The sequence below is a fragment of the Bacillus sp. RSS_NA_20 genome, from assembly GCF_020165915.1.
Lineage (GTDB): Bacteria > Bacillota > Bacilli > Bacillales > Bacillaceae > Bacillus > Bacillus altitudinis.
The window spans coordinates 758,123-783,553 of the sequence record NZ_JAIUKW010000003.1; the positions used below are offsets into that span (position 1 = coordinate 758,123).

Genomic DNA, 25,431 nt, shown 5'->3' on the forward strand with positions numbered 1-25,431 from the left:
TTAGGCAGGACTGCAAGGCTGCATCCTGCCTAATCTAAAGTTTACAAGACTCGTTCTCTATTTGTTTGATTGACAATATGTTTGATCAGCTTTGCATTTTGAACTGCACATTCTTTCTGTTTGAACATATCAGCATGCCGGCCATAGCCTTGGTATTGGGTAAAAGATCCGGCTGTTGCCTGTGTCCACTCTTCCATCCAGTCCGGGATCGCTATTTGTTCTTCAGATTGGATGAACGTAATATCTGCCTGTATTTTGCCTTGATTCACCCCCTTAACAAATGTTTCATAGTAGGCGCGCGTCTTTTGGGCAAGCGCTTCTTGAACGATCTCCCCTTGAGCAAGTTCGCTTTGTTTCGTTTGATGAACAATCGCTTCAATATCATCATCAATGGATCGTCCTTCTAAATCACTTTCTCCAATTTTCTTATAGGAATCGATCATGATGACCTTCTCGACTGTCCGTCCTCCTTGTTCAAGCGCTTGAACAAGCTCAAAGGCGAGGTAACATCCGCCTGAGTACCCCATCAACGTCAGCGGCCCTTTTGGCTGAAGGTGCTGAATATGCTGAACGTACTGCGCCATTCGGTTATTCGTTTCAATAAAATCAAAAGCGACTAGCCGAACATCATCAAGCGTTTTTGCTGCTTCCTGATAGATAAAGCCGTAGCCTGGTAATGGCGGAAGAGCAAAGACTGTTGATGTTTGAGATTCATTGAATACAAGATAGCCAGCGGTTTCCCCGTCCTGATGCTGAATATAATGACTAAGTGCTTCAATCGTCGGGGTCTCAAACAACAAATGGATCGGCACCTGAACCTCAAACTCTTTTGATACTTTGGACAAAAGAGACATCGCTTTTAAAGAATGTCCGCCAAGCTCAAAGAAATGGTCATCTGTGCTAATATCCTCTCGTTCAAGTACTTCCCGCCACATTACCAGCAGCTTTTGTTCCACTTCATTTGCGGGCAGTTTCACACGGCGGTTTCCTTGCGGTGCCTCTGGTTTTGGTAGCTGGCGTTTATCAACCTTCCCGTTTGGCGTAAGTGGGAGGTTCTCCAGTTCAATCAGCTCATGAGGCAGCATATAAGCTGGAAGACGCTCTTTCAGCCTTGATTTGATGTCATCGAGTTTCCCTTTCCATGCATCATCACACGTGATATAGGCAAGCAGCCTTGTATGATTGGTTTCATCATGATCCGCTAGGAGTACAGCTTGTTTTACACCTTGATGCATGAGAAGGTTGGCTTCAATTTCTGTCAGTTCAATTCGGTGTCCTCGAATTTTCACCTGATCATCAACTCTGCCTGCATACTCAATCAGACCGTCTTCTCGAAAGTAAGCTAAATCCCCAGTGCGATACAGGCGCTCACCCGCAGCGAATGGATGGGCGATAAAGACTTGTTTTGTCAGATCAGGACGATTCAAATACCCTTTTGCAAGTCCTTTGCCGCTCAGACAAAGCTCTCCAACCATTCCAATCGGCTGAAGCTGTCTGTGCTCACTCAATATATAAGCGCCCGTCTGGTTGAGCGGCTTCCCAATTGGAATAGAACGTGCCTCTAAAGGGATCGCTTCATCTATCGGATAATATGTGGCAAAAACCGTTGATTCGGTTGGTCCGTATACATTCAACAATCTGCCTTTTCCCATCACATCAAAGGCTTTTCTCACATGCTGAACCGATGCCCTCTCTCCCCCAAACAGCACCTTACGCACACCGCGCATCCAGTCTGTTCCTTCATCAACGAGAAGATGGAATAAAGCGGTTGGGACAAACATGACAGAAATATGCTCTCCTTTTATCAGCTCAGTGAGCTTCCCCATATCTAAAATGGTTTCTTTTTGCGGCAAGACAAGCTTTGCTCCGTTTAAAAGCGCACCATATACATCAAATGTAAAGCCATCAAATACGCTATTTGATAACGACAGCAATGTATCTGTTTCTAAAATGGTTAAGTAATTCGTATTTTTGACCACCCGGGCAATATTGGAATGGGTCGTCATGATGCCTTTTGGCTGTCCGGTTGTTCCAGATGTATACATGATGTATGCCGTATCATTTAAACCAGCTTCAAGTGGCAGATTCTCTGAGCTCATCAGTAAAATTTCTTGATCATCTGCAAAAAGATACGTGCCATCAAATGCGAATGACCTCGTCTGACTGATAAAGGATGAATGAGTCAGAAGATGCGTCGCTCCGCTGTCTTTCAGCATATATTGGATACGGCTTTCTGGATAATCTGGATCAATCGGCACATAGGTGGCACCTGCTTTTAAGACAGCGAGTAAGCTGACAATGAGTTCAGGTGTCCGCTCTGCTAAAATGGCGGTCACCGTTTGATGACCCACCCCATTTTTTTGCAAATGCCTTGCCAGTCGATTGGCTTGTTCGTTCAGCTCCGCATATGTCATCGTGTGATCACCTGCTGATAATGCCACTGCATTCGGCTGTTTTCGAACATTATGCTCAAACCACTTTGTCAAATAAAGCTGATCATGCTCCAGCTCAGGTGCATTCCATTCCTCTAACATTCGCTGCTTTTCCTGCTTTGTCACAAGTGTCAGTGTATGAACTGACTGATCTGGATGTTTGATGGTCCCTCTGATCAAAAGAGTCAGCTGATCCTTTAATTTATGGACAAATGCAGGATCAAATGCACGCTGATTAAAGGCCAGCTTCAGCTGCAATTGTTCCCCGGGCGACGCCAGTAAATTGAGATCATAGTTCGATTTCTCATAGACATTCATGTCTTCTACTGTAAAGCCAAGCAGTGACTCCTGCTCGTCTTTCTTTGCAGCAGGGACATTCTCAAACACCACAATATGATCAATGAGCTGCTGCTGACCCGCCTTAGCCTGAATATCATAAATCGGGATATATTGGTGCGGTTCAGCCGCTAAAGACTGCTGCTGCGTCTCTGATAATAGAGAACGGAACGTCATTTGGTCTGTCAGCTGAATTCGTCTTGGAATGACATTGATGAACAACCCCACCATCCGGTCCACACCAGCCAAATCCGACGGACGTCCTGACACAACTGTTCCAAACAACACATCATTTGACCGCTGATACCTGCTTAGTAAAATGGACCAAGCAGATTGAAGCGCACTGCTTAACGTGGCATTCTGCTGCAAGGCTAACTCTGATAAAGCAGCTGTTTCTTCTTTACTCATGGCCCATTCGATTTCGCCTAATTCATGCTCATTTGTTTGCTTTCGCTGTTCTTTAAAAGTCGATTGCCCCTCAAAGCCAGCCAAAGATTGCGTCCAATATTCAAGTGAGGCTTGTTTATCTTGTTTTTCGAGCCATTGAATATATTCTTTATATGGCTTGACTGGCTCCAGCCTATAAGGGATGTCATGCAAAAGTGCATGATAAATCGCAAACAATTCCTGCACAACTAGGCCAAAACACCAGCCATCTAGAAGGATATGGTGATAGCTCCATATCCAGCGATAGCTTGAAGGACCCGTTTGAAAAACAGAGGCCCGCATGAGCAGATCCTTCGAGAGATCAAATCCTCTCAGCTGATCCTTTTGTTTAAAACGATCAATACGTTCAAGCTGTTCACTTTCAGAAAGATCCTGTATGTCCACAACATCAAGCTGGAAAGGTCGATTTTTTAATACAACTTGGACAGGACGCTTCACTTTTTCGTGGAGGAACACGGTACGAAAAATATCGTACCGTTCCACAATGATATTCATGCTTTTCTCAAGCAAATCATGCCGAAGTGTGCCCTTCACGTTCATATCCATTTGTTCTACATAAAAGCCTTTTTCTTGATGATGGAGGGTATGAAACAGCATTCCTTCTTGCATCGGTGACAGATAGTACATATCTTGAACTTGATCCCTTTTAAATTGACTCATCTATTTCATTCCTCCTTCCCCTTTTTCATGACTGATCTAGTGGTGTTAGGTCAATTTCTCCTCAAGCATGTCAAAGATATCGTCCATTTCATCCATTTCAAGGTCTGCAGCCGAGAAGTCACTTGGTGTAAATTCTCGCTCTTGATGCGCTAAGCAATGGGTGATGATGGATCTGATCTTCTCCTTCAACAATGCGATGAACTGCTGTATCGTTTGTTCTTCATATTCACTTGCACAATATGAGCACGACAGAATGAATTGATTGTGCTGAACAAGACCGCTGAGGTTCAGCTTATAAACAGCTTCAGATTCAGGGCTTGCTTGACGGCCCATATCATAGGTTGAGGGCCCAAAGAGTTCTGTCGTCACTTCCTGATCAATCTGCCCAAGATAGTTCAAGCTGATTTCAGGCTGCACGTGTTTGACTGACGGTTCGGATGGTGTCATGTATCTTAAAATACCGTAACCAATCCCTTTATTCGGTACACGCCGTAGCATCTCTTTCGTTCCTTTGATAGCGTCTGCAATGGTCTGATTCGGTTTCGCTTCAAGAACGACTGGATACATGCTCGTAAACCAGCCAACTGTGCGGGATATATCTAATCCTGATAAAATGTCCTCTCTTCCATGACCTTCAAGCTGTACATGTACATGAGATTGACCTGTCCATTCCTGAACGGCCAGCCCAAGCGCACATAGAAGAATATCATTCATTTCTGTTGTGTACGGAAGATGGATATTCGTTAACAGATGCTCGGTTTCTGCTTCTGTCAGCTGCATTTTGACCGCTTTCGTATCCGCGACTTTTCTTTCTTTTACTTCATGGTCAACAGGTAAAGTCGTAAACGGTCTATTTTCAATCGCTGCCCAATACTCCTTCTGGTTTTTTAGCAGCTGTGACTGCGCATATCGTTCAATCGCTTCTGCCCATTCTTTGAAAGAGTGCGTTTTTGGCGGCAGAACCATCGTTTCTCCTTTTTCTGCCTGATGATAAAGAGACATAAAGTCTTCTAGTAAAATCCGGCAAGAAACGCCGTCAATCACAAGATGATGTGTGATGATGAGTAAGTGATCACCGTTTTCTGTATGGAAACAAATCACTTTCATCAATGGACCCTTTTCAAGATTCAGTTGACGCTGATACTCATTGGCGTATGTGGAAATCGCCTGTTTCACATCTTGCGCTTTTGAAACATCACAAGAAATAATTGAAAATGGTTCTGTCAACTCCCGCTGATTGTATTGCAGCATGTCATCATGCTCCTGTCTGAACACCATGCGCAGTGCATCATGATGTGAGAGCAGTTTTTGCAGAACTTGTTCTGTGACAGCCAAGTCAAATCCCTTTGGTGCATGAAGCATCATTGAGAGATTCCAGTGGTGCTGGTGATCAAAGTTCCGTTCAAAGAACCAGCGCTGAATCGGTGTTAAAATGACCTCTCCTTCTACAGCGGACTGATCAGCTGTGAGAAGGTCCGCTTCTTCGATATATGGGCGAAGCTCCGCAATCGTTGGGTATTGGAAAAGCAGTTTCATATCGAGCTTCCAGCCTTCTTGCGTGAGTCTGCTTGCCATCTGGATGCCTTTAATCGAATCTCCGCCAAGGAAGAAGAAGTGGTCGTGAATACCAACTTGGCTGACGCCAAGTACATCTTCCCAAATGCCGCAAAGTAGTGCTTCCACTTCATCTCTTGGGGCTTCGTATGCTGTTTGATTCGCTTCCACATCAGGTGCTGGCAGTGCTTTGAGATCCACTTTTCCATTTGCCGTCATCGGCAGTTGGTCTAGCTTGATGATCCATGATGGCACCATATATTCAGGCAAGGTGCGCTTTAAGCTTTCTTTCAAAGTGCCCGTTTCTTCATCTGTGATGACGTAAGCGACAAGAGCGTCTTGATCACTTGCGTCTTTAACCGTTGTCACGACGGCTTCTTGGACTGAACACAGCGCAAGGAGCTGCGCTTCAATTTCTGATAGCTCAATACGGAATCCGCGGATGCTCACTTGATGGTCTTTTCTACCGAGATAGATCAGTTCGCCATCCTCTGTCCACTTCACCAAATCACCTGTACGGTACATGCGCTCTCCTGGATAAAATGGATCTGGGACAAACCGTTTGTCCGTTTCCTCTGGTAGATTCCAGTAGCCTCTTGCCAGTCCTTTCCCTGCAATCACGAGCTCACCCGGTACGCCTTGCGGCGAGAGATCATATAACGAACCCATAATGTAAAAACGAGTATTGGCAATCGCTGTTCCGATAGGAAGCGTGCCTTGATCTGGATCAATGATCCCGCTTGTCGCCACGACCGTATTTTCTGTTGGGCCGTAGTTATTCACGAGTTTGTATGGAACGGGCTTCACCTGTTTCAGCTTGTCCCCGCCTGTCAGTAAGTAACGGAGAGAATGATTGTCCATCGACATAAACTGCTCACATAGCTGTGTTGGCAGGAATGCAATGGTGATGCCTTCGTGATTAAAATACGAATTGAGCTTGATCATATCGAGGCGAATCGCTTCATCGATGATATGGAGCTCTGCGCCGGCGATCCACGTCGGGAACATCTCCCAAATGGAGGCATCAAAGCCAAAGCCGGCATATTTGGCGGTTCGGTCTTGTTTCGTCACCTGGAAAGCATCATTGTGCCAAAAAGCAAGATTGACAAGAGACTGATGCTCGACCATGACACCCTTCGGCTGTCCAGTCGTTCCAGATGTGTAAATCATATAAGCGAGATCCGTTGGTTTGACAGGAACCTGAATCTCGTGCGCTTCTCCTTCTACTGCCTCTTCTATGAAGAGGGTATGACCTGTGAAAGAAGGTGGTGCAGTGAGCTCTTTCTGAATCAGAAGGACCTCTGCCCCGCAATCTTCCAGCATGTAGGCAATGCGCTGCGCTGGATAATCGGCATCAATCGGCACGAATGCCGCACCTGCCTTGAGCACACCGAGAACAGCGGCTGTCATCTCGAGCGATGGACGCGTGAGAATGCCGATGCGGTCTCCCGGTTTTGTGCCGGTGGAAATGAGTCTTGCGGCGACTGTATTCGCCCGGTTGTTCAGTTCTTCATACGTCCAGCTTGTGCCGCAGAAAGTTGCGGCTTTTTGATGAGGTACTTCTTGTGACTTCGCCTCAATCAATGTATGAACCGTTTGATCTGTCGGGACATCTAGGACAGGTCCGGACCATTCATCAAGCAGATGTCGCTCTTCTTCTTTTGTTAAGATGGAGATGGTCGAGATCGACTGATTCAATTTCGCAAGCATTTCGTCTATGATTCGCTCAACATATTGACTCCATCGCTGAATGGTACTCTTTTTAAATAGTGCCGCTGCATATTCAAAGCGCAAGCCCACTTGATCTTGTTCCTCAAAGACACCGAGCGTTAAATCAAATTTTGCCTGAACGGCTTCTTGCTGTTTGTGCGAAAGCGTAAGTCCATTCAATTCCGGTAACGTCAGATCACGCTCATCCGTTGTCATCATGACACTAAACAACGGGTTGCGGCTCGTGTCTTTCGGAAGGTCTAACTGCGCGACCAAATCCTCGAATGGGAATCCTTGATGTTCATAAGCTGATAGATTGTGATCTCTTATTTTTTCTAGCAGATGCTCTGCAGTTTCTTCTAACTGAACGTCATGTCGAAGGGCCAGTGTATTCACAAACATGCCCGGAATCCGTTCGATTGACGCATGTGTACGTCCAGCCGTTACAGCCCCTATGACGATGTCATGCTGCCCAGTCAATTTATGAAGGAGAATGGCAAAGGCCGTTTGCATCACCATGTTCAAACTCACATTTTTTTCAGCCATGAGCGCTTTGACATGCTGCGCCTTTTCAGCAGACAGCCATCTATCCACCCGGCCTCCTGCAAATGACTGCACGCTAGGCCGCGGGAAATCAAGCGGAAGTGCTAAGTCTTCTGGCGGCTGTGCATATTGCTCCAGCCAATACTGCCGCTGTTTTTCAAGTGCTGCTTGCTGTTCTTCCTCTTGCTGCCATACCGCATAATCCTTGTAGTGCAACTGAACTGGCGGTAACGTCTTATGCTCATACAACTCCGCTAATTCTTGAATAAGCAGACTGCGTGTCACTCCGTCTGCGATGATATGGTGCATATCCATCATGAACACATATTTGTCATCAGACAGCTTTGCCACTTTCGCTCTCATTAGAGGTGCTTGATGTAATGAGAATGGTGTCATGAAGTTGTCTACGACGGATTGTACCTGATCGCTTTCTACTTCAACCATCTGTAACGTAAACGGTACACGGCGATAGATTTTTTGGACGGGACTGCCGTCAATTTCAACAAAGGCTGTCCGCAATGACTCATGTCTATCAATTAAAGCTTGAATCGCTCCTTCTAGCTGCTTCAGATCAAGGTTTCCTTCCATCATGAAAACGGCTGGCATATGGTAGGTGACGGATTCTGGATGTAACTGCTGTAATACGTACATTCGCTTTTGTGCGGAAGAGACTGGATAGAAATCTTGCTTTTCCGCTGGCTGAATCGATGTGACGAGCGAAGCATCAGCTTCTTCCAAATAGGCAGCTATCGCACGTATCGTTGGCTTTTCAAAAAGAACCTTGAGTGGAACATGCTGATTCAGTTTGGCTTGCATTTTCGAAATGAGCACCATGCCTTTCAGAGAATGCCCGCCTAATTCAAAGAAATGGTCATCAATGCCGACTTTTTCAATCTCAAGAACATCTGACCACATATCACAAAGCGTCTGCTCAAGCGCCGTTTCTGGTGCTGCATGTGCCGTGCGGTTCATATGTGCCTCATGAGGAAGCGGCAGAGATTTTGCATCCACTTTTCCGTTTTGCGTCAGCGGCATATGATCCACTTTGACAAAATAAGTAGGAATCATGTAATCCGGTAGTGTCTCTGAAAGCTTTTCTCTAAATGTCAGCGTTCCAATGTGATCAGGTGCTGTATAATATAACGCCAGCTCCGGTAAACGAGATGTGTTGATCACTTTGACATACACTTTTTGAATGGTTGAAAGGGCACGTGCGGCATGCTCAATTTCTTGTTTCTCAATTCGATAACCGCGAATTTTCACTTGATCGTCTACTCTTCCAAGGAATTCAATCTCCCCATTTGCATGCTGTCTGACCAAATCTCCCGTTCGATACATCCGCTCTTGAGGGAAATAAGGATTTTCAAGAAAACGCTCTGCTGTTAATTCAGGCTGATTCAAATAACCTTTTGAAACACCATCACCTGAAATGTAGAGCTCACCCGGTGCGCCATAAGGGACAAGGCGTTGCTCGCGATTGCATACGAGCGCTCTTGTATGAGCAATAGGCTTTCCGATGATAGAACGCTCCTTTAAAGCATCCAGCTCATGCGGTGTCATTAGCTTGCTCACTGTACCAATCGTTGTTTCTGTCGGACCGTAATGGTTCATCACTGCCACGCATGGATGCTGCTTCATAAATGTTTCAACATCTTCAGAGACAATCGGTTCTCCTCCCAATACCACAAGCCGTAAAGCGTCAAATGTATATCCCTTTGAATCTGCCATCATATGAAATAAGGATGGTGTCATTTTGATATAAGTCAGCTCTTGTTCATCAATAAAACGCATGAGACGTACAGGGTCTGTATACACGTCTTCACGAGGAATATAGAGTGTCCCGCCTGCTTTTAGAACCGGGAAAATGCTTGTGTAACCAAGGTCGTATGCATAAGAAGACAGGAGTGCCGTTCGATCGCATTCTTGTAAAGTCACTTCATGTGTCAACCAATTGACGTAGTGTGATAGATTACGATGCGTGAGCTGTACACCCTTTGGCTTCCCTGTTGTTCCAGATGTGTAAATCACATAAGCCAGTTGATCAACCGATACGTCCGGCAGGTCTAGAGAATCGTTTCGTTGGACGGCTTTCTCCACATGTACGACCTGAATCGACTTGAGATGCTGATAGGAATCGCCAAGAGACTCATTTGCCACGATGACTTTTGCCCCTGAATCTTTTAATGTGTAACGAATACGTTCCGCAGGAAAAGCTGGATCAATTGGTACAAATGCACCGCCCGCTTTCATTACACCTAGCATCGAGACAATGACATAGACAGAGCGATCAAGAATAAGTGCGACTGTGCTTTCTTTCTCTACGCCTTGCATCTTCAGCTCACTGCAAAGAGCATTGGACATGTGATCTAGTTCACGGTAGGTCAGCTTCCTTTCACCATCCATCACCGCAATGGCATCAGGCGTTTCCATGGCTTGACGTGAAAATTGCACATGGTACGGCTCATGTTGACCTGTTTGTTCTCCATCCCTTTTCTCCAGCCGCTCCATTTGTTCATGCTGATCCAAGAGGTTGAACAAGCCAATTTGTTCATTCGGATGCTGGACCGCCTCACGAATAATCGCAAGAAGATGTGTTCCGAACCGGCGGATGGTTTCCTCTTTAAATAATGCCGTTGCATAGTCTAGGCTTAGTTTTATTTCTCCCTCACGTTCAAATGCTTCTAGAGACAGATCAAATTTGACGGATCGGTGCTGCATTGCATAAGGCGAAATGTTCAGATCGCCGAGCTTTAGTGCAGGAACATCCATGTTCTGCATATTAAACGAAACACTAAAGAGCGGGCTTCGGGTTGTATCACGATCAAGCGGCAGACGCGCGATTAACTCTTCGAGCGGATAGCTTTGATGTGCAAAAGCATCTACACTCGTTTCTTTTATTTCTTCAAGCAGCTGTAAAAATGACTTTGTTTGTTCCGGTTTCCCGCGCATCGCAATGGTATTGATGAACATCCCCGGCATGTCCTGAATATCTGGATGTGTTCGCCCCGCAACAGGAGATCCGACAATGATATCTTCCTGTCCGCTGTAGGAAGCGAGCAGCACTTGAAATGCAGATAACAAGAACATGTACAGCGTCGTATCTGTTTTCTTGAGCAGCTCATGAATACGCTGAGTTGTCGCTTGATCACAGCCAAACATCACCCGTTCTCCAGAAAAATCACGTTCCACTGGACGTGGGTAGTCTGTCGGCAAATCTAAAACCGGTACATCTCCTTCGTATTGCTTCAGCCAATACGCTTCATGCGCACGCTGTTTCTCTGTTTCTTCTTCACTTAACTGCCAGACAGCGTAATCTTTATAATGAATGGCTCTTTCTGCAAGTGCCTCTCCATCATAGGCTTTCGCCAAATCCTGAATGAACGTCTTCATGGAGCTGCCATCTGTAATGAGGTGATGTGCTTCCAAGACTAATAGATGACGATCATGACTCACTTTGAGCAACTGTGCCCGCAGGAGGGGAGCGGCTGTCAAATCAAACGGCGCCTGACGTTCAGCAAGAAATGCCTCGGCCTCTTCTTCCTTTACATCATGGACAGGGAGGTCAAATGCCGCTCTTTCATGTACCCTTTGGACGATGTTCTCGCCTTTCATATGAAAACTCGTTCTTAAGATTTCATGCGTTTGAATCAATTCATCAAATGCTGAGGTGAGCCGCTGATGATCGAGCGTACCTTCAAGCGTTAAGACGATCGGAATATGATAGTTCGTACTCTTAGGTTCAAGTGTTTGTAAAATGTATAAGCGCCGCTGAGCTGGTGACACTGGATAGTCCTCCGCCTTCGCTGCGGGTAAGATCGGATGTCCTTGTTCTTCTTGACCGTCCTGGTCAATGTATGACGCAAGCGATCGAACCGTTGGCTTTTCGAATATCACTTGAATCGGAACTTCCTTTTGGAACACTTCTTGGATTTTGGCTGACATCATCATTGCTTTGAGTGAATGTCCGCCAGTCATGAAGAAATGCTCATCTATTCCCACCGCTTTCCCAAGCAGTTCCTCCCAAATTTGAGCAAGCGCCTTTTCCGTCTCAGTTTCAGGCGGAATGATCCTGACTTCTTCACGATGAGCTTCGTCAGGCGTTGGTAAAGCTTTTCGATCGACCTTTCCGTTTGCTGTAAGCGGGAAAGCATCTAGCTTCATGACGTGATGAGGTACCATATATGCTGGCAGTGCTTGATGAAATAAAGCCCGCACCTCTTCTTCTCTGATCGTTCCCGTATAGTAAGCGGTCATTTCTTTTTCTTCTGAAGGAGACGCATGGATGAGCACAACCGCCTCATCGATCCCCGCCTCTTGTTGAAGAACCGTTTCAATTTCACCGAGCTCAATACGGAAACCACGGATTTTCACTTGATCATCTGTCCGTCCGAGGAATTCGATTTGACCATTTGAACCGTACCTAGCCAAATCTCCTGTTCGATACAAACGCCCTTCTGCCTTGAAAGGATCAGCGATAAATGCTTGCTCTGTTAATTCTGGACGATGGAGATATCCTCTTGAGACACCGTCTCCGCCGACATACAGCTCTCCTGGCGCACCAATTGGCTGAAGTCTTTGATTGTCATCTAAAATGTAAGCGGTCGAATGATTGATCGGCTGACCAATTGGAATCGTGCCCGTTTCATCCCCTCTCACCTCATAAATGGTTGAGATGGTGGTGTTTTCTGTGGGGCCATACGCATTCAGTAAAACAAGTGATGGATGGTTTTTCTTCACAAGCTCTGCACTTTTCACATTGATCACATCACCGCCTGTGATCAATTTGGACAACCCTTTAAACATATGCGGCCGCTGCTGAGCGAGTTGATTAAACAAACCTGTCGTTAAAAAGAGCGCCGAGATTTGATTCGTTTGGATAAATCGTTCCAGCCGGTTGATGTCTAATAACGTGTCACGGTCAACAGGATAAAGCGTTGCACCGTTCAGCAGTGTTGTAAAGATTTCAAAGGTAATGGCATCAAAGCTGACTGCTCCTGTATGTGCCATACGATCCGACTTGTTCAAGCCCAGTGTCTCCTGTGAACATGCCAATCTGACAATATGTTGATGCTCAATTTGAACACCTTTTGGCTGGCCGGTTGACCCCGACGTGTACATGATATACGCCAATTGCGAAGGAGAGGTCTCGACTTCGAATGGTCCGTTTGACTGATTCGATATGTCCGACACATGAACGGCTTGGATGCTTTCATGAACTGGCGGCTGGCTGTCCGCATAGAGCAAAACGGATGCACCGCTGTCTTCAAGCATAAAGCGGATTCTATCCTCTGGCTGGGCTGGATCAATTGGTACATAAGCAGCCCCTGCTTGAAGAATCGCTAAAATGGCGATCACTGCTTCAGCAGATCGATTCATATACACTGCGACGGCATCTTCTTGTTTCACTCCGCTATCAATCAAATGTCCCGCAACACGATGGATTTCTTGGCCGAGTTCTTCATAGGTGAATGCCCGCTCTCCTTCGACTAACGCCAGATGGTCTGGCTGCGTTTGAATGCGTTCTTTAAGAAGCTCAGGAATAGACAGATGCTTTGGATAATCTCGTTCTGTCTTGTTCCATGCTTCAATCTGCTGTTTTTCTTCTTCAGTGATACACGTCACGTCATGAAGGCGAACTTCCGGATTCTCGATGATCTGCTTCATGAGGTTGGTCAGGTGTTTCGATATTTTTTCAATGACCTCTTCTTCAAAAGCCACCGCATTGTATTTGATTTTCAATGTCCATGTTTCACCTGGATATACAAGGACATTTAGATCGAAATTCGTTTGTTCAAATCCGTCTTTTACATCAATGGAAAACCCTAGACGTTCCGACATGGTGTCACCAGATAGCTCTTGATCTAAAGGATAGTTCTCAAACCCGACCAAGTGATCGAAGAGTTGTCCTCCTGCAGCTGTCTGTTGCTGAATGTCATAAAGCGGCATAAAATCATAGTTTTCCGCTTCCAGCGCATGCTGCTGAACTTTTTGAAACAGCTGTTTAAAGGTGTCTTCCTGATTCATTTCTACCCTGACCGGTATTGTATTGATAAAAAGCCCTGCCATCTGTTCTATCCCAGCCACACTTGGCGGCCTTCCAGATACGACTGTTCCGAAAGTGACATCATGTGCCGCATGGTAAGTCCCTAAAAGAACCGACCAAACAGCCTGGAATAGATTTGGTGCTGTCACTTGGCAATTCCTTGCGATCTCTTGAATGCTGCTGACCATTTCAGCATCCCATGTGAACGTCCATTCCTGATGGTCATATTGTCCGTTGGCTTCTTTTTGCTGCAAAAGCCCTTGATGCTGAACCGCACCGTCTAAGCGATCCTTCCAATAGCCTTCCGCTGCTTGTTGATTTTGCTTGCCAAGCCACTGAATATAATCTGCATAAGGTTTTCCTTGTGAGCGATCCGGCGTTTTGCCGTTCCGATAAGATTCGTAGTAATGAAACAATTTCTTCATCAAAACTCCCATGGACCAACCATCCATGATGATGTGATGGTTGCTCCAAATGAGATGCCAGTTTGTTTCATTCAGTTGAAAAACAGCGACCTTCAATAACAAATCATTCGTTAAATGGAAGCCTTGCTTTCTCACTTGCTTTTTATATTGATCTAGTACCTTTTGCTGTTCCTGATGATTCAGGTGAGATAGATTCTCTCTATACACATCTAGATTGCGCTCTGCCAGTACAACCTGACGAGGCTTCTGTAATTGCTGATAGACAAAGGCTGTACGGAGAATGTCATATGTGCCGATGAGCTCATTGAGACTTTTTTCAAAAAGATCGAGATCAAACTCCCCTCTTATTCCAAGCTCCAGCTGTGTGAAATAAGAGGAAGAATTAGGGTCTAGCATGGCATGATATAACATGCCTTCTTGCATTGGTGTTAAAGGATATACCTTTTGAATCTTCTGTTTGCTCATAGTCCACCTCTTCGTTTGCTTAAAATATATCCATTAGCTTTTCAAGTTCATCCATGGTCAGGTCATCGTCACCTACATCACTAGGCGTAATTTGCGCTTCATCTTGTGATACACAATGTGAGATGAGTGCCTTCACGTTCTTTTCTAAAAGGTCCTTGAACTGCTCCATCGTTTGCTCTTCGAATTCAAGCTGGTGATATGAAATCGTCATATGGAACAAGCCCTGTTCTACGAAACCAACAATATCTAATGCATGAGGTTTCTCTGATTCTGGACTTAATGATTGACCTGCCTGCCAAGTGGATCGACTTAGTTCACCCCCGCCAATCTGTTCATCAAACTGACCAAGATAGTTAAAGCTGATATCTGGCGTGACATCAAATGCGAGACCGTCCTTCATTTTGTCAGGCGTTAAGTATTTTAAAATGCCATAGCCGATTCCCTTGTTCGGAATGTGTCTGAGCTCTTCTTTCAAAAGCTTGATTTGATACGAAAGATCCTCCGCTTGCGACAAATCAAGCAGCACAGGATACATGCTCGTAAACCAGCCGATGGTCCGCGACACATTGACCGCCGGAAGGATGTCTTCCCTTCCATGTCCTTCAAGGTGAATAAAGTGTCTGTCTTCTCCCGTCCACTCTTTCAGGGTCAATCCTAAAGCGGTTAGCAAAATGTCATTGATTTCCGTGTGGTACGCCTCATGTACTTCTGTCAGTAGGCTGCTTGTTTCTTCCTCAGACAGCGTAAAGCGAATGGTTTTTGTATGCAGCATTCTTTGATCCTCTGTAACATGATCCTTTTGCAGAGGTGCAGTTAAATGCCCAAGTACCTTTTTCCAATAGTCCCTTTCTGCCAGCAGCTCATCTGATACTGCATATTCCGTCAACTTCTGGGCATATGCTTGGAATGAATGTGTTTTTTCAGGAAGTGTCAGCTCCTCCCCACGCTTCGCCTGCTCATAAAGAGCCATGAAGTCTTCAAGGAAAATACGCCATGACACACCATCAATGACAAGATGATGTACAACGAGCAATAAGTGATCTCCATGATCCGTACGGAAAATCGCAGGTTTGACTAATGGTCCCTCTGTTAAAGAAATACTCGCCTGCACTTCATTTGCCAGCTTTTCTACCTGCTCGATTTGCTGTGATCGTTCTCCTTGTACTTCTATCACGTCCACTGCTACATCGTTTTCGTCTACTCCACGATGACGCTGAATGATGTGTCCTTCTTCTATCGGATAAACCAATCGCAAAGCATCATGATGGGTCATCATCTGCTCGAGCACTTGTTTGACAAGCACTTCATCCAAACCATTTGCCGCATGGAGCATAACGGACTGATTCCAATGATGTTGGTTGCTGAAGTTCCGTTCAAAGAACCAGCGCTGAATTGGTGTTAAAATGACCTCTCCTTCCACAGGTGATTGATCAGCTGTGAGAAGGTCCGCTTCTTCGATATATGGGCGAAGCTCCGCAATCGTTGGATATTGGAAAAGCAGTTTCATATCGAGCCTCCAGCCCTCTTGCGTGAGTCTGCTTGCCATTTGGATGCCTTTAATCGAATCTCCGCCAAGGAAGAAAAAGTGGTCGTGAATACCAACTTGGCTGACGCCAAGTACATCTTCCCAAATGCCGCAAAGCAGTGTTTCCACTTCATCTCTTGGCGCTTCGTATGCTGTTTGATTCGCATCCACATCAGGTGCTGGCAGTGCTTTGAGATCGACTTTGCCATTTGCCGTCATCGGCAGTTGGTCTAGCTTGATGATCCATGATGGCACCATATATTCAGGTAAGGTGCGCTTTAGGCTTTCTTTCAAAGTGCCCGTTTCGTTATCTGTGATGACGTAAGCGACAAGAGCGTCTTGATCACTTGCGTCTTTGACCGTTGTCACGACGGCTTCTTGGACTGAATCCAGCGCAAGGAGCTGCGCTTCAATTTCTGACAGCTCAATACGGAATCCGCGGATGCTCACTTGATGGTCTTTTCTACCGAGATAGATCAGCTCGCCATCCTCTGTCCATTTCACCAAGTCGCCTGTACGGTACATGCGCTCTCCACGATAAAACGGATCTGGGACAAACCGTTTGTCCGTTTCCTCTGGTAGATTCCAATAGCCTCTTGCCAGTCCTTTCCCCGCAATCACAAGTTCACCCGGTACGCCTTGCGGCGAGAGGTCATATAACGAACCCATAATGTAAAAACGAGTATTGGCAATCGCTGTTCCGATAGGAAGCGTGCCTTGATCTGGATCAATGATCCCGCTTGTCGCCACGACCGTATTTTCTGTTGGGCCGTAGTTATTGACGAGTTTGTATGGAACGGGCTTCACCTGTTTCAGCTTGTCCCCGCCTGTCAGTAAGTAACGGAGAGAATGATTGTCCATCGACATAAACTGCTCACATAGCTGTGTTGGCAGGAACGCAATGGTAATGCCTTCGTCATTGAAATACGTATTGAGCTTGATCATATCGAGGCGAATCGCTTCGTCGATGATATGGAGCTCTGCGCCGGCGATCCACGTCGGGAACATCTCCCAAATGGAGGCATCAAAGCCAAAGCCGGCATATTTGGCGGTTCGGTCTTGTTTCGTCACCTGGAAGGCATCATTGTGCCAGTAGGCGAGATTGACAAGGGACTGGTGCTCGACCATGACACCCTTCGGCTGTCCAGTCGTTCCAGATGTGTAAATCATATAAGCGAGATCCGTTGGCTTGATAGGAACCTGAATCTCGTGCGCTTCTCCTTCTACCGCCTCTTCTATGAAGAGGGTATGACCTGTGAAAGAAGGTGGTGCAGTGAGCTCTTTCTGAATCAGAAGGACCTCTGCCCCGCAGTCTTCCAGCATGTAGGCAATGCGCTGCGCTGGATAATCGGCATCAATCGGCACGAATGCCGCACCTGCCTTGAGCACACCGAGAACAGCGGCTGTCATCTCGAGCGATGGACGCGTGAGAATGCCGATGCGGTCTCCCGGTTTTGTGCCGCTGGAAATGAGTCTTGCGGCGACTGTATTCGCCCGGTTGTTCAGCTCTTCATACGTCCAGCTTGTGCCGCAGAAGAATGCGGCTTTTTGATCAGGTACTTCCTGCGACTTCGCCTTAATCAATGCATGAACCGTTTGATCTGTCGGGACATTTAGGATAGGTCCTGACCATTCATTAAGCAGTTTTTGCTGCTGCGCTGGTGATAATAATTGCATCTGATCTAATAATTGATCTGGTGCTGACACCATTTGTTCGATCAAGTAAAGGAAATACTCCTTCCACTTCTCAATCGACGACCGTTCAAAGATAGAAGAATTATAATCAAACACAAGCTCGATTTGATCGTCAGATTCGTTTCCAGTTAAGGTTAAGTCAAATTTGGCTATGTTCTCATTGAATGATTGTGGAACAATGTGAAGTCCATCCATCGATAGGTCACGAATATCTGCATTTTCCATCGAGAACACCACATCAAAGATTGGATGGCGGCTTGTGTCGCGAACCGTTTGCACTTGGTCCACCAATTCTTCAAATGGGTAAAGTTGATGTTCATTTGCCGCTAACACAAGCTCATGAACTGTTGACGCAAATTGAGAAAATGTCTGATGTCCTTCTGGTTTTGTTCTGAGTGCCAGCGTATTCACAAACATGCCGATGACTGATTGAATATCAGGATGAGTTCTGCCCACCACTGGAGAACCGATCATGATGTCTTCTTGTCTCGAAAGCTTGCTTAAAAGCGTACTGTAGCAAGCAAGTAGCACTGTATACGTTGTACTGTTGAGTGATCTAACCAGCTCATCCAATTGCGATTTAAGCGCACCGTCTATAGAGAATTCGACGCGGCCCCCTTCAAACGTCTGAACCTTTGGTCTCGGAAGATCCTCAGGCAGTGCCAAAACAGGCAGTTCTCCTTGTAATTGTTCCAACCAAAACACCGCTTCAGCCTCTTTTTTCGCAAGGGATTCTTCACTGTTTGACCAGACCGCATAGTCCTTATATTGAATAGGCAATTCATCAAGTTCGTCTCCTCGATACAAGATCGATAGCTCATCAATTAAAATACCGACAGACGCACCATCTGAAATGATGTGGTGCATATCAATCAACAGATAATGAACACTCTCCGATTCAGACACAAGCCCCACTCTAAGCAGCGGCGCTTTTTCTACATCAAATGGACGAATAAAATCATTCATTAATTGCTGAATGTCTCGGCCTTCCCCTTCGATGTTTTCAATGTTCACAGAAACATTCGTTTCAATTCGCTGAACTGGTTCACCCTGAATGAAGTCAAAGCTCGTACGGAATGCTTCATGACGATGAACAAGCTGGTCAATGACTTTTTTAAATCGTTTTTTATCAAATACACCTTCAAGCTTTAAAGCAGCTGGCATATGATAGCTCTGCTCGGCATCTGTCATTTTTTGCAGAACAAACAATCTTTTCTGAGCAGATGTCACTGGATAAAAAGCCGCTTCTTCCGCTTTTTCCACTCGCCTGATTTCAGTTCGATCTGTTTGATCCACCGCAAGGGCAAACGCCTCTAAAGTGGGTGATTCAAATAATGTTTTCAACGTACATTCCACATGCATCTCTTCATAGAGCCTGTTCAACATTTTCATGCCGCGCAGTGAATGACCTCCGCATTCAAAGAAATGATCATGTCTGCCGATTTTCGGCACTTCAAGAACTTCCTCCCAAATGTGTGCCAATATACGCTCTGTATCTGATTGAGGAGGGACGTATTCATTTGCCGCCTGCTCACTTACATCAGGTATCGGTAATGCCCGTCTGTCTACCTTGCCATTCCCCGTTAGTGGCAGCTCGTCTAATTGCATGAAGAAAGCTGGCATCATATAAACAGGGAGTTCTCGTCCTGCTTGCTCACGTAAATCCGACAGTGGAACAGCACCTTCTGCTGTGAAATATGCACACAATGTATCATTTGATATCGCAATGACAACGGCTTCCTTCACTTGCGGATGCTGCAATAGCTGGTGTTCAATTTCGCCAAGCTCGATACGCTGACCTCGAATCTTGACTTGATGATCTATTCGCCCAATGAATTCAATATCTCCATTTGACAGCCATCGTGCGAGATCGCCCGTTTTGTACATGACTTCACCAGATCGGAAAGGATTTTCAACAAACTTTTCGCTCGTTAGTTCTGGCTGGTGATAATACCCCTTGACCAGTCCGTCACCTGCGACACAAAGCTCTCCAGCTACTCCCGGCGGCTGCACATGTCCAAACTCATCGACAATATAAACAGCCGTTTGACTCACCGGCTTTCCGATCGGAATCGACAGTGCTTGTTCTTCAATGTGATTCACCGGATAATACGTTGTAAAAATCGTGCTTTCAGAAGGTCCATACATATGAATAAGTTTGTCTTCTCCAACCGTTTCAAGGGCTGCCACAACATGCGGCACAGAAGCACGTTCCCCGCCAAACAGCACTTTTCTGACGTTTTTCAGGCTGCCTTTTTTCATATCAATCAGTAAGTGAAATAGAGCGGTCGTGATCATTAAAATACTGACTTTTTCCTTCTCAATCGCGCCAGAAAGCTCATTCATATTTAAAATGTGATCCTTTGGCAAAACAATGAGTTTCGCTCCGTTCAATAAAGCGCCAAACACATCAAACATAAATGCATCAAATACATAGTTTGAAATGCTCATCACCGTGTCTTCATGATGAATGGTGAGATAATTCGACTGCTTTACTGTTCTCAAAATGTTCCGATGCGTCACCATGTTCCCTTTAGGTTTGCCTGTCGTACCAGATGTATAGGTCAAATTCGCCAAGTCCAAAGGCGAAACACATACAACTGGATTGCTCTCTGACTGCTGATCAACGGCTTGATCTTCTGTTTCTATGATTTTCCCTTCAAACGCAGTAAGCACAGAGCGATGACGCAGCACCTGATGGGTCAGGACAAACTGTGCACCACTATCTGTCAAAAAGTGCTTGATGCGCTCATCAGGGAAGTCAGGATCGATTGGCACATATACACCGCCAGCCTTTAGCACAGCTAAAACCGACAACACCATCTCATTGGAACGTTCAAAGAATAAAGCCGCTGTCATCCCTTTTTCAAAACCATGTTCACGTAAATAATGAGCCAGCTGGTTCGCTCTGTGATTCAGCTCTTGATAAGAAAGAACCACGTCTTTATATTGCAAAGCAGGCTGATGACCGTGCTGCTCTACTTGCGATTCAAATTGCGTCACAATGGTTTCTTCCACAGGATAAGGCGTAGGTAACGGGTTCCACATCTTCAATTGAGCCTCTGCCTCTTGTTCAGACAGTAAGCAGTATGATTGAATCGCTTGCTCCGGCACTTCGACCATCTGCTCCAGAAGATAAACATAATGCTTGAGCAGCTGCTCGGCTGTACTTCGTTTAAATAACGCCGTACTATAATCGAGGACGAAGGAAAGACCATGACTTGACTCCATCGCTTGAAGTGTGAGATCAAACTTTGCAATATGGAAATTGGTTTCCTCAACTTCGACTTTCATCTCTCCAATATGCTGGGCTGTTGAATGATCTGGCGTTAGAGTAAAGACCGTATCAAATAATGGATGGCGGCTAAAATCTCTTTGCACATTTAGCTTTTCAAGCAGCCGCTCGAATGGATATTGCTGATGCTCAAACGCCCTCATCGTCTTTTCCTTTACTTGCTCAATCAACTGCGTCATTGAACCGTTCGGATCTACCTCTGAACGTAAAGCAAGTGTTTGGACAAACATGCCGATCATGTCATTCAAATCTGCATGCACCCGGCCTGCTGTCGGTGTCCCCACAACAAACTCCTTTTGACCTGTGTATTTCGCAAGCAATGTATAGTAAGCAGAAAGCAACACGGTATACAGCGTCGTATGATGATTCGCTGCAAGCTCCTGCAAACGGCCTGTTAACGTCTCATCTATGTTTCTGAGAACGCGGTCTCCAGTGAAAGACTGGACAGCCGGACGCTGATAATCCGTTAGCAGCTGCAAAGCAGGGATATCTCCTGAAAATTCTTTCAGCCAGAATGCTTCATCTATTTGACCGCCTTGCTCTGCCTGTTGTTCTTGCCAAACAGCATAATCTTGATATTGAAGCTTCAATGGCGCTTTCACTAATCCCTCATATGCGTCAGACAGCTCACGCAGCATCAAATCAATTGAAAGACCATCTGAAATCAGATGATGCATATCGAAATAGAGAAGATGCTCCTGATCATGTAAAGACTGTAGCCCAACACGCAAAAGCGGAGCCTGCTCAAGATGAAAAGGTCTGACAAATTGACGCATGTTCTCTTCCATCGTGCTGCCTGTAACCTGTTCTATTTGAAATGGGACGGATGAAGCTACCCGCTGACGAGGGACTCCTTTGACTGTATGAAAAGAAGTTCGCAGCATATCATGACGTGCGATCAGTTTTTCAAAAGCTCCCTCCAACTTCTCTCGTTGCAGCGTTCCTCTTAATTTCACAACGGCAGGCATATGATAGGCGATGCTCTGCTCCAGCTGAGTCACCATATAAACACGCTGCTGCGCTGGTGACAGTGGATAATCGGCGGCAGTCGGTGCTTTCGGTATGACCACTTGTGAAGACTTTTCCGCTTGTTCAATATAAACAGCAAGTGCTGAAATCGTTTGCTGTTCAAATAAAACAGATAAAGGGACCTCCACTTGAAAAGCCCGCTGAACGAGTGTAAGAACTTTCATCGCTTTGAGTGAATGCCCGCCTAGGTCAAAGAATGAGTCGTACACACCTATGTTCTCTTGATGAAGAACGTCTTCCCACAAACGAACAAGCTTCGTTTCTACATCGTTTCTAGGCGCTACATAAACAGCACTGACAGCCTTGTCTCCCTTTAATGCAGCAAGCGCACGCCGGTCGACTTTCCCACTCACTGTCAGTGGAAATGCCTCAAGCTGCTTGAAATAAAGCGGCATCATATAAGCTGGCAGCTGATGTTTGATAGCGGCTTGCAGGGTGTCCACGGAAAGAAATTCTTGTCGTGCTTGATAGTAAGCACTTAAAGCCTTTCCACCGTCCGGTTCATCCACGACAAGGACAACAGCCTGATCGACTCCGTCTACCTGCTCCATGACCGCCTCAATTTCACCTGTTTCGATGCGGTAACCTCTTATTTTTACTTGGTCATCTATTCTTCCAAGGTAATCAATTGTGCCGTCTGGAAGCCATCTCACTACATCACCTGTGCGATACATCCGGTCTTCAGGAAAAAATGGATCTGGTCTGAATGCCTTCTCCGTCAATTCAGGCTGATTCACATAGCCCCGTCCAACTCCTATTCCCGCAATGCATAGTTCTCCCACAGCTCCCTGCACCTGTAGTTGTTCATGTTCATTTAAAATATAAATCCGGTGATGGCCCAGTGGCTTTCCAATTGACACATAGCGCTGTTCTGGTGACTTCTGCAGCTCACTGAGATCTAGACGGTGAACCGCCGCATCCACACACGTTTCTGTCGGACCATACACATTCCACAAGGCAAAATCCGGCTGGCTGACACGCACAGCTTCAATCAGCGCCTGCGCTGCTTTCGCAGGGAGTGCTTCTCCCCCAATCAGCATATGAGTCAGTGCAAGCCCATCCAAATCAGCTGCAAGTAAAAGCTGCACATGTGCTGGCGTTCCATCTGTTGCCTTAATTTGATGTTCTTTGTAATAAGCCGCTAGCTGTACACCGTTTCGTGTCGTTTCTCTTGGCACAATATGAAGCGTATGTCCAAATAAAAGAGCAGCAAAGATTTGTTTAACAGATGCATCGAAATGGAATGGTGCAAGAAGTGCCACTTGAAGCTGATTTGCCCCCTCATACACTTCGTGATGCAGGGCATGAACCAAATGATGCAGCTGAAGATGCTCGATCATCACTCCCTTCGGCTTTCCAGTCGTACCCGATGTATAAATGAGATAAGCCAAATCCTGTGATGTCGTCTGATCGATCAGCTCAGGCAGCGGACGATCTTCTAATTCCATATGCTGCTGGACAATCATTTTTTCCGCAATGGATGAATATCGCTGAACAAACGATTCTTCTGTTAAAACGAGAGAAGCACCAGAATCTTCTACAATAAATTGAATGCGTTCCTCAGGTAATGCCGGATCGATCGGTACATATGCACCGCCAGCTTTTAATATCCCAAAAATGGCAACCATCGCATCTGCCGTCCGTTCCATTAAAACGGCAACTGGTACATCACGCGAGACACCTTTCATCTGTAAAAATCGTGCCAGTTTGTCCGCTTTTTGATACAGCTCTCCATAAGTGAACGTTCCATTTTCCGCAACCACAGCTGCCCGTTCTGAATACGTTTTAGCTGCCTCATCAAATAAGTGGTGAACTGGTTTCGCTCCTGGTAAATCAAATGCTTCTCCCTTAGATAATTGAAGCAGTTGCTTTTGTTCATCTGCTGGCAGTAAAGAGAGAGCCCCAATCAGCTGATCTGGCTGAGAGACCGCCGCCTCCAGCAAAATGATCAATCGATCAAACAGCTTACTCATATCGTCTTCACTAAATAGGTCTGTACGGTAATCCAAATCAATGGTCAATGTATCTGTATCCCAGCGGTCTTTCACATGAATCGATATATCATTCATTCCGCTTCCACTAAAAATCGGCTCCGTAATGAACGAAAGATTCTCTTTTTTCTGCCACTGCATGACCTGATACTCTAAAGAAATATCAAACAGGCGTCCTGTAAATCCATCTCTTTCCCTTAAATCATTCATGAGCACATTGTAAGGATATTTTTGATGACGCAAGATCTTCATCTGATCCGCCATGACTTGCTTCACGAAATCAAGAAATGTGAGGGATCCTTGCACAGATGCGCGCATCGGAATGGTCGACACAAACATCCCAATCATCTTTTTTTCCTTTGCATTTGTCCGATTGCCCATAAAAGTGCCAAGGACCACATCCTCCATGCCGCTAAATCGGTGCAAGTAAATATAGACAGCGGACATAAACATAGATAGCATACTGACTTTCTCTTCTTCACAAAAGACTCGAAGCTTCTCCTTTAAAGAATCAGGAATATCCCCTGAAAATCTCTCCGCATGTAAGCTCATCTCGTAACCTTTATGCGGTGTTAAAGAAGCGAAATCTGGAATATTGGCAAATTGCTCGTTCCAAAAAGCTTGGTCTTTCTGAAAACGTTTAGAAGATTCATACGTTTGCTCACTCATGATGTGATCAACGAAGGAAATGTCTTCAATTGGAGAGATGTCTGTCCCCTGCAGCATGTCATGGTATAGATCAATGATTCGGTTTCCCATCAAGATAATTGAAATACCATCAGCCACAATATGATGTGCTTTACAGAACAGCCAGCACTCTTGATCACTGATTTGAAAGACCGTAAATTCAATTAAGGAACGATCAATCAGTTCCATCGGCTCACGAATCTCCTCGTTCGCCCACGCCCTGACTTCCTTTTCACTCCAGCCTTTCACCAAACGAATCGGCTGTTTTTCATATGGCTTGATATATTGAACGGGCTCCTCCTGCTCATGTTGATACACTAGCCTTAAACGAAGAGAATCAGTTTCACGAATGTACGCTTGAAGCACATCCACGATCAAAGAAGGATTTAGACCTGATACCGATCTTAACTTGGCAAACCCACCCAAATTAGAAATACTTGTGCCTGGATAAAATCTTTCCGTGTAGAATACTCGCTTTTGCGCATGTGTTAAGGGGTAATAAACTGTACTCATTCTCATCCTCCGCTCTTCTATGTTTTCTCCACCAACTGTGATACCCTGCACCCTCTATATCAAAAGAACCAAGTCTATTTC

3 protein-coding genes are annotated in these 25,431 nt (G+C 45.6%); all 3 read right to left on the reverse strand.

What is annotated here, in order from left to right; all coding sequences use genetic code 11:
• Positions 1-41: 41 nt before the first annotated feature.
• From LCD32_RS03995 to LCD32_RS04005, 3 genes are read right to left on the reverse strand one after another with little or no spacing between them, the layout of a single operon-like run.
• A complete protein-coding gene (locus LCD32_RS03995) occupies positions 42-3,875 on the reverse strand; it encodes a non-ribosomal peptide synthetase (RefSeq protein ID WP_224562828.1) in 3,834 nt (1,277 codons plus the stop codon).
• Between the two features lie 45 nt (positions 3,876-3,920).
• Complete coding sequence (locus LCD32_RS04000; protein WP_224562832.1) at positions 3,921-14,615, reverse strand: non-ribosomal peptide synthetase; 10,695 nt, start codon at positions 14,613-14,615, stop codon at positions 3,921-3,923.
• Between the two features lie 19 nt (positions 14,616-14,634).
• A complete protein-coding gene (locus LCD32_RS04005; protein ID WP_224562835.1) occupies positions 14,635-25,350 on the reverse strand; it encodes a non-ribosomal peptide synthetase in 10,716 nt (3,571 codons plus the stop codon).
• Between the last annotated feature and the right edge of the window lie 81 nt (positions 25,351-25,431).

Bases quoted from the DNA above. Each gene is read 5' to 3' on its own strand.
- LCD32_RS03995 (WP_224562828.1), bottom strand. From the start codon at position 3,875: ATGAGTCAATTTAAAAGGGATCAAGTTCAAGATATGTACTATCTGTCA.
- LCD32_RS04000 (WP_224562832.1), bottom strand. From the start codon at position 14,615: ATGAGCAAACAGAAGATTCAAAAGGTATATCCTTTAACACCAATGCAA.
- LCD32_RS04005 (WP_224562835.1), bottom strand. From the start codon at position 25,350: ATGAGTACAGTTTATTACCCCTTAACACATGCGCAAAAGCGAGTATTC.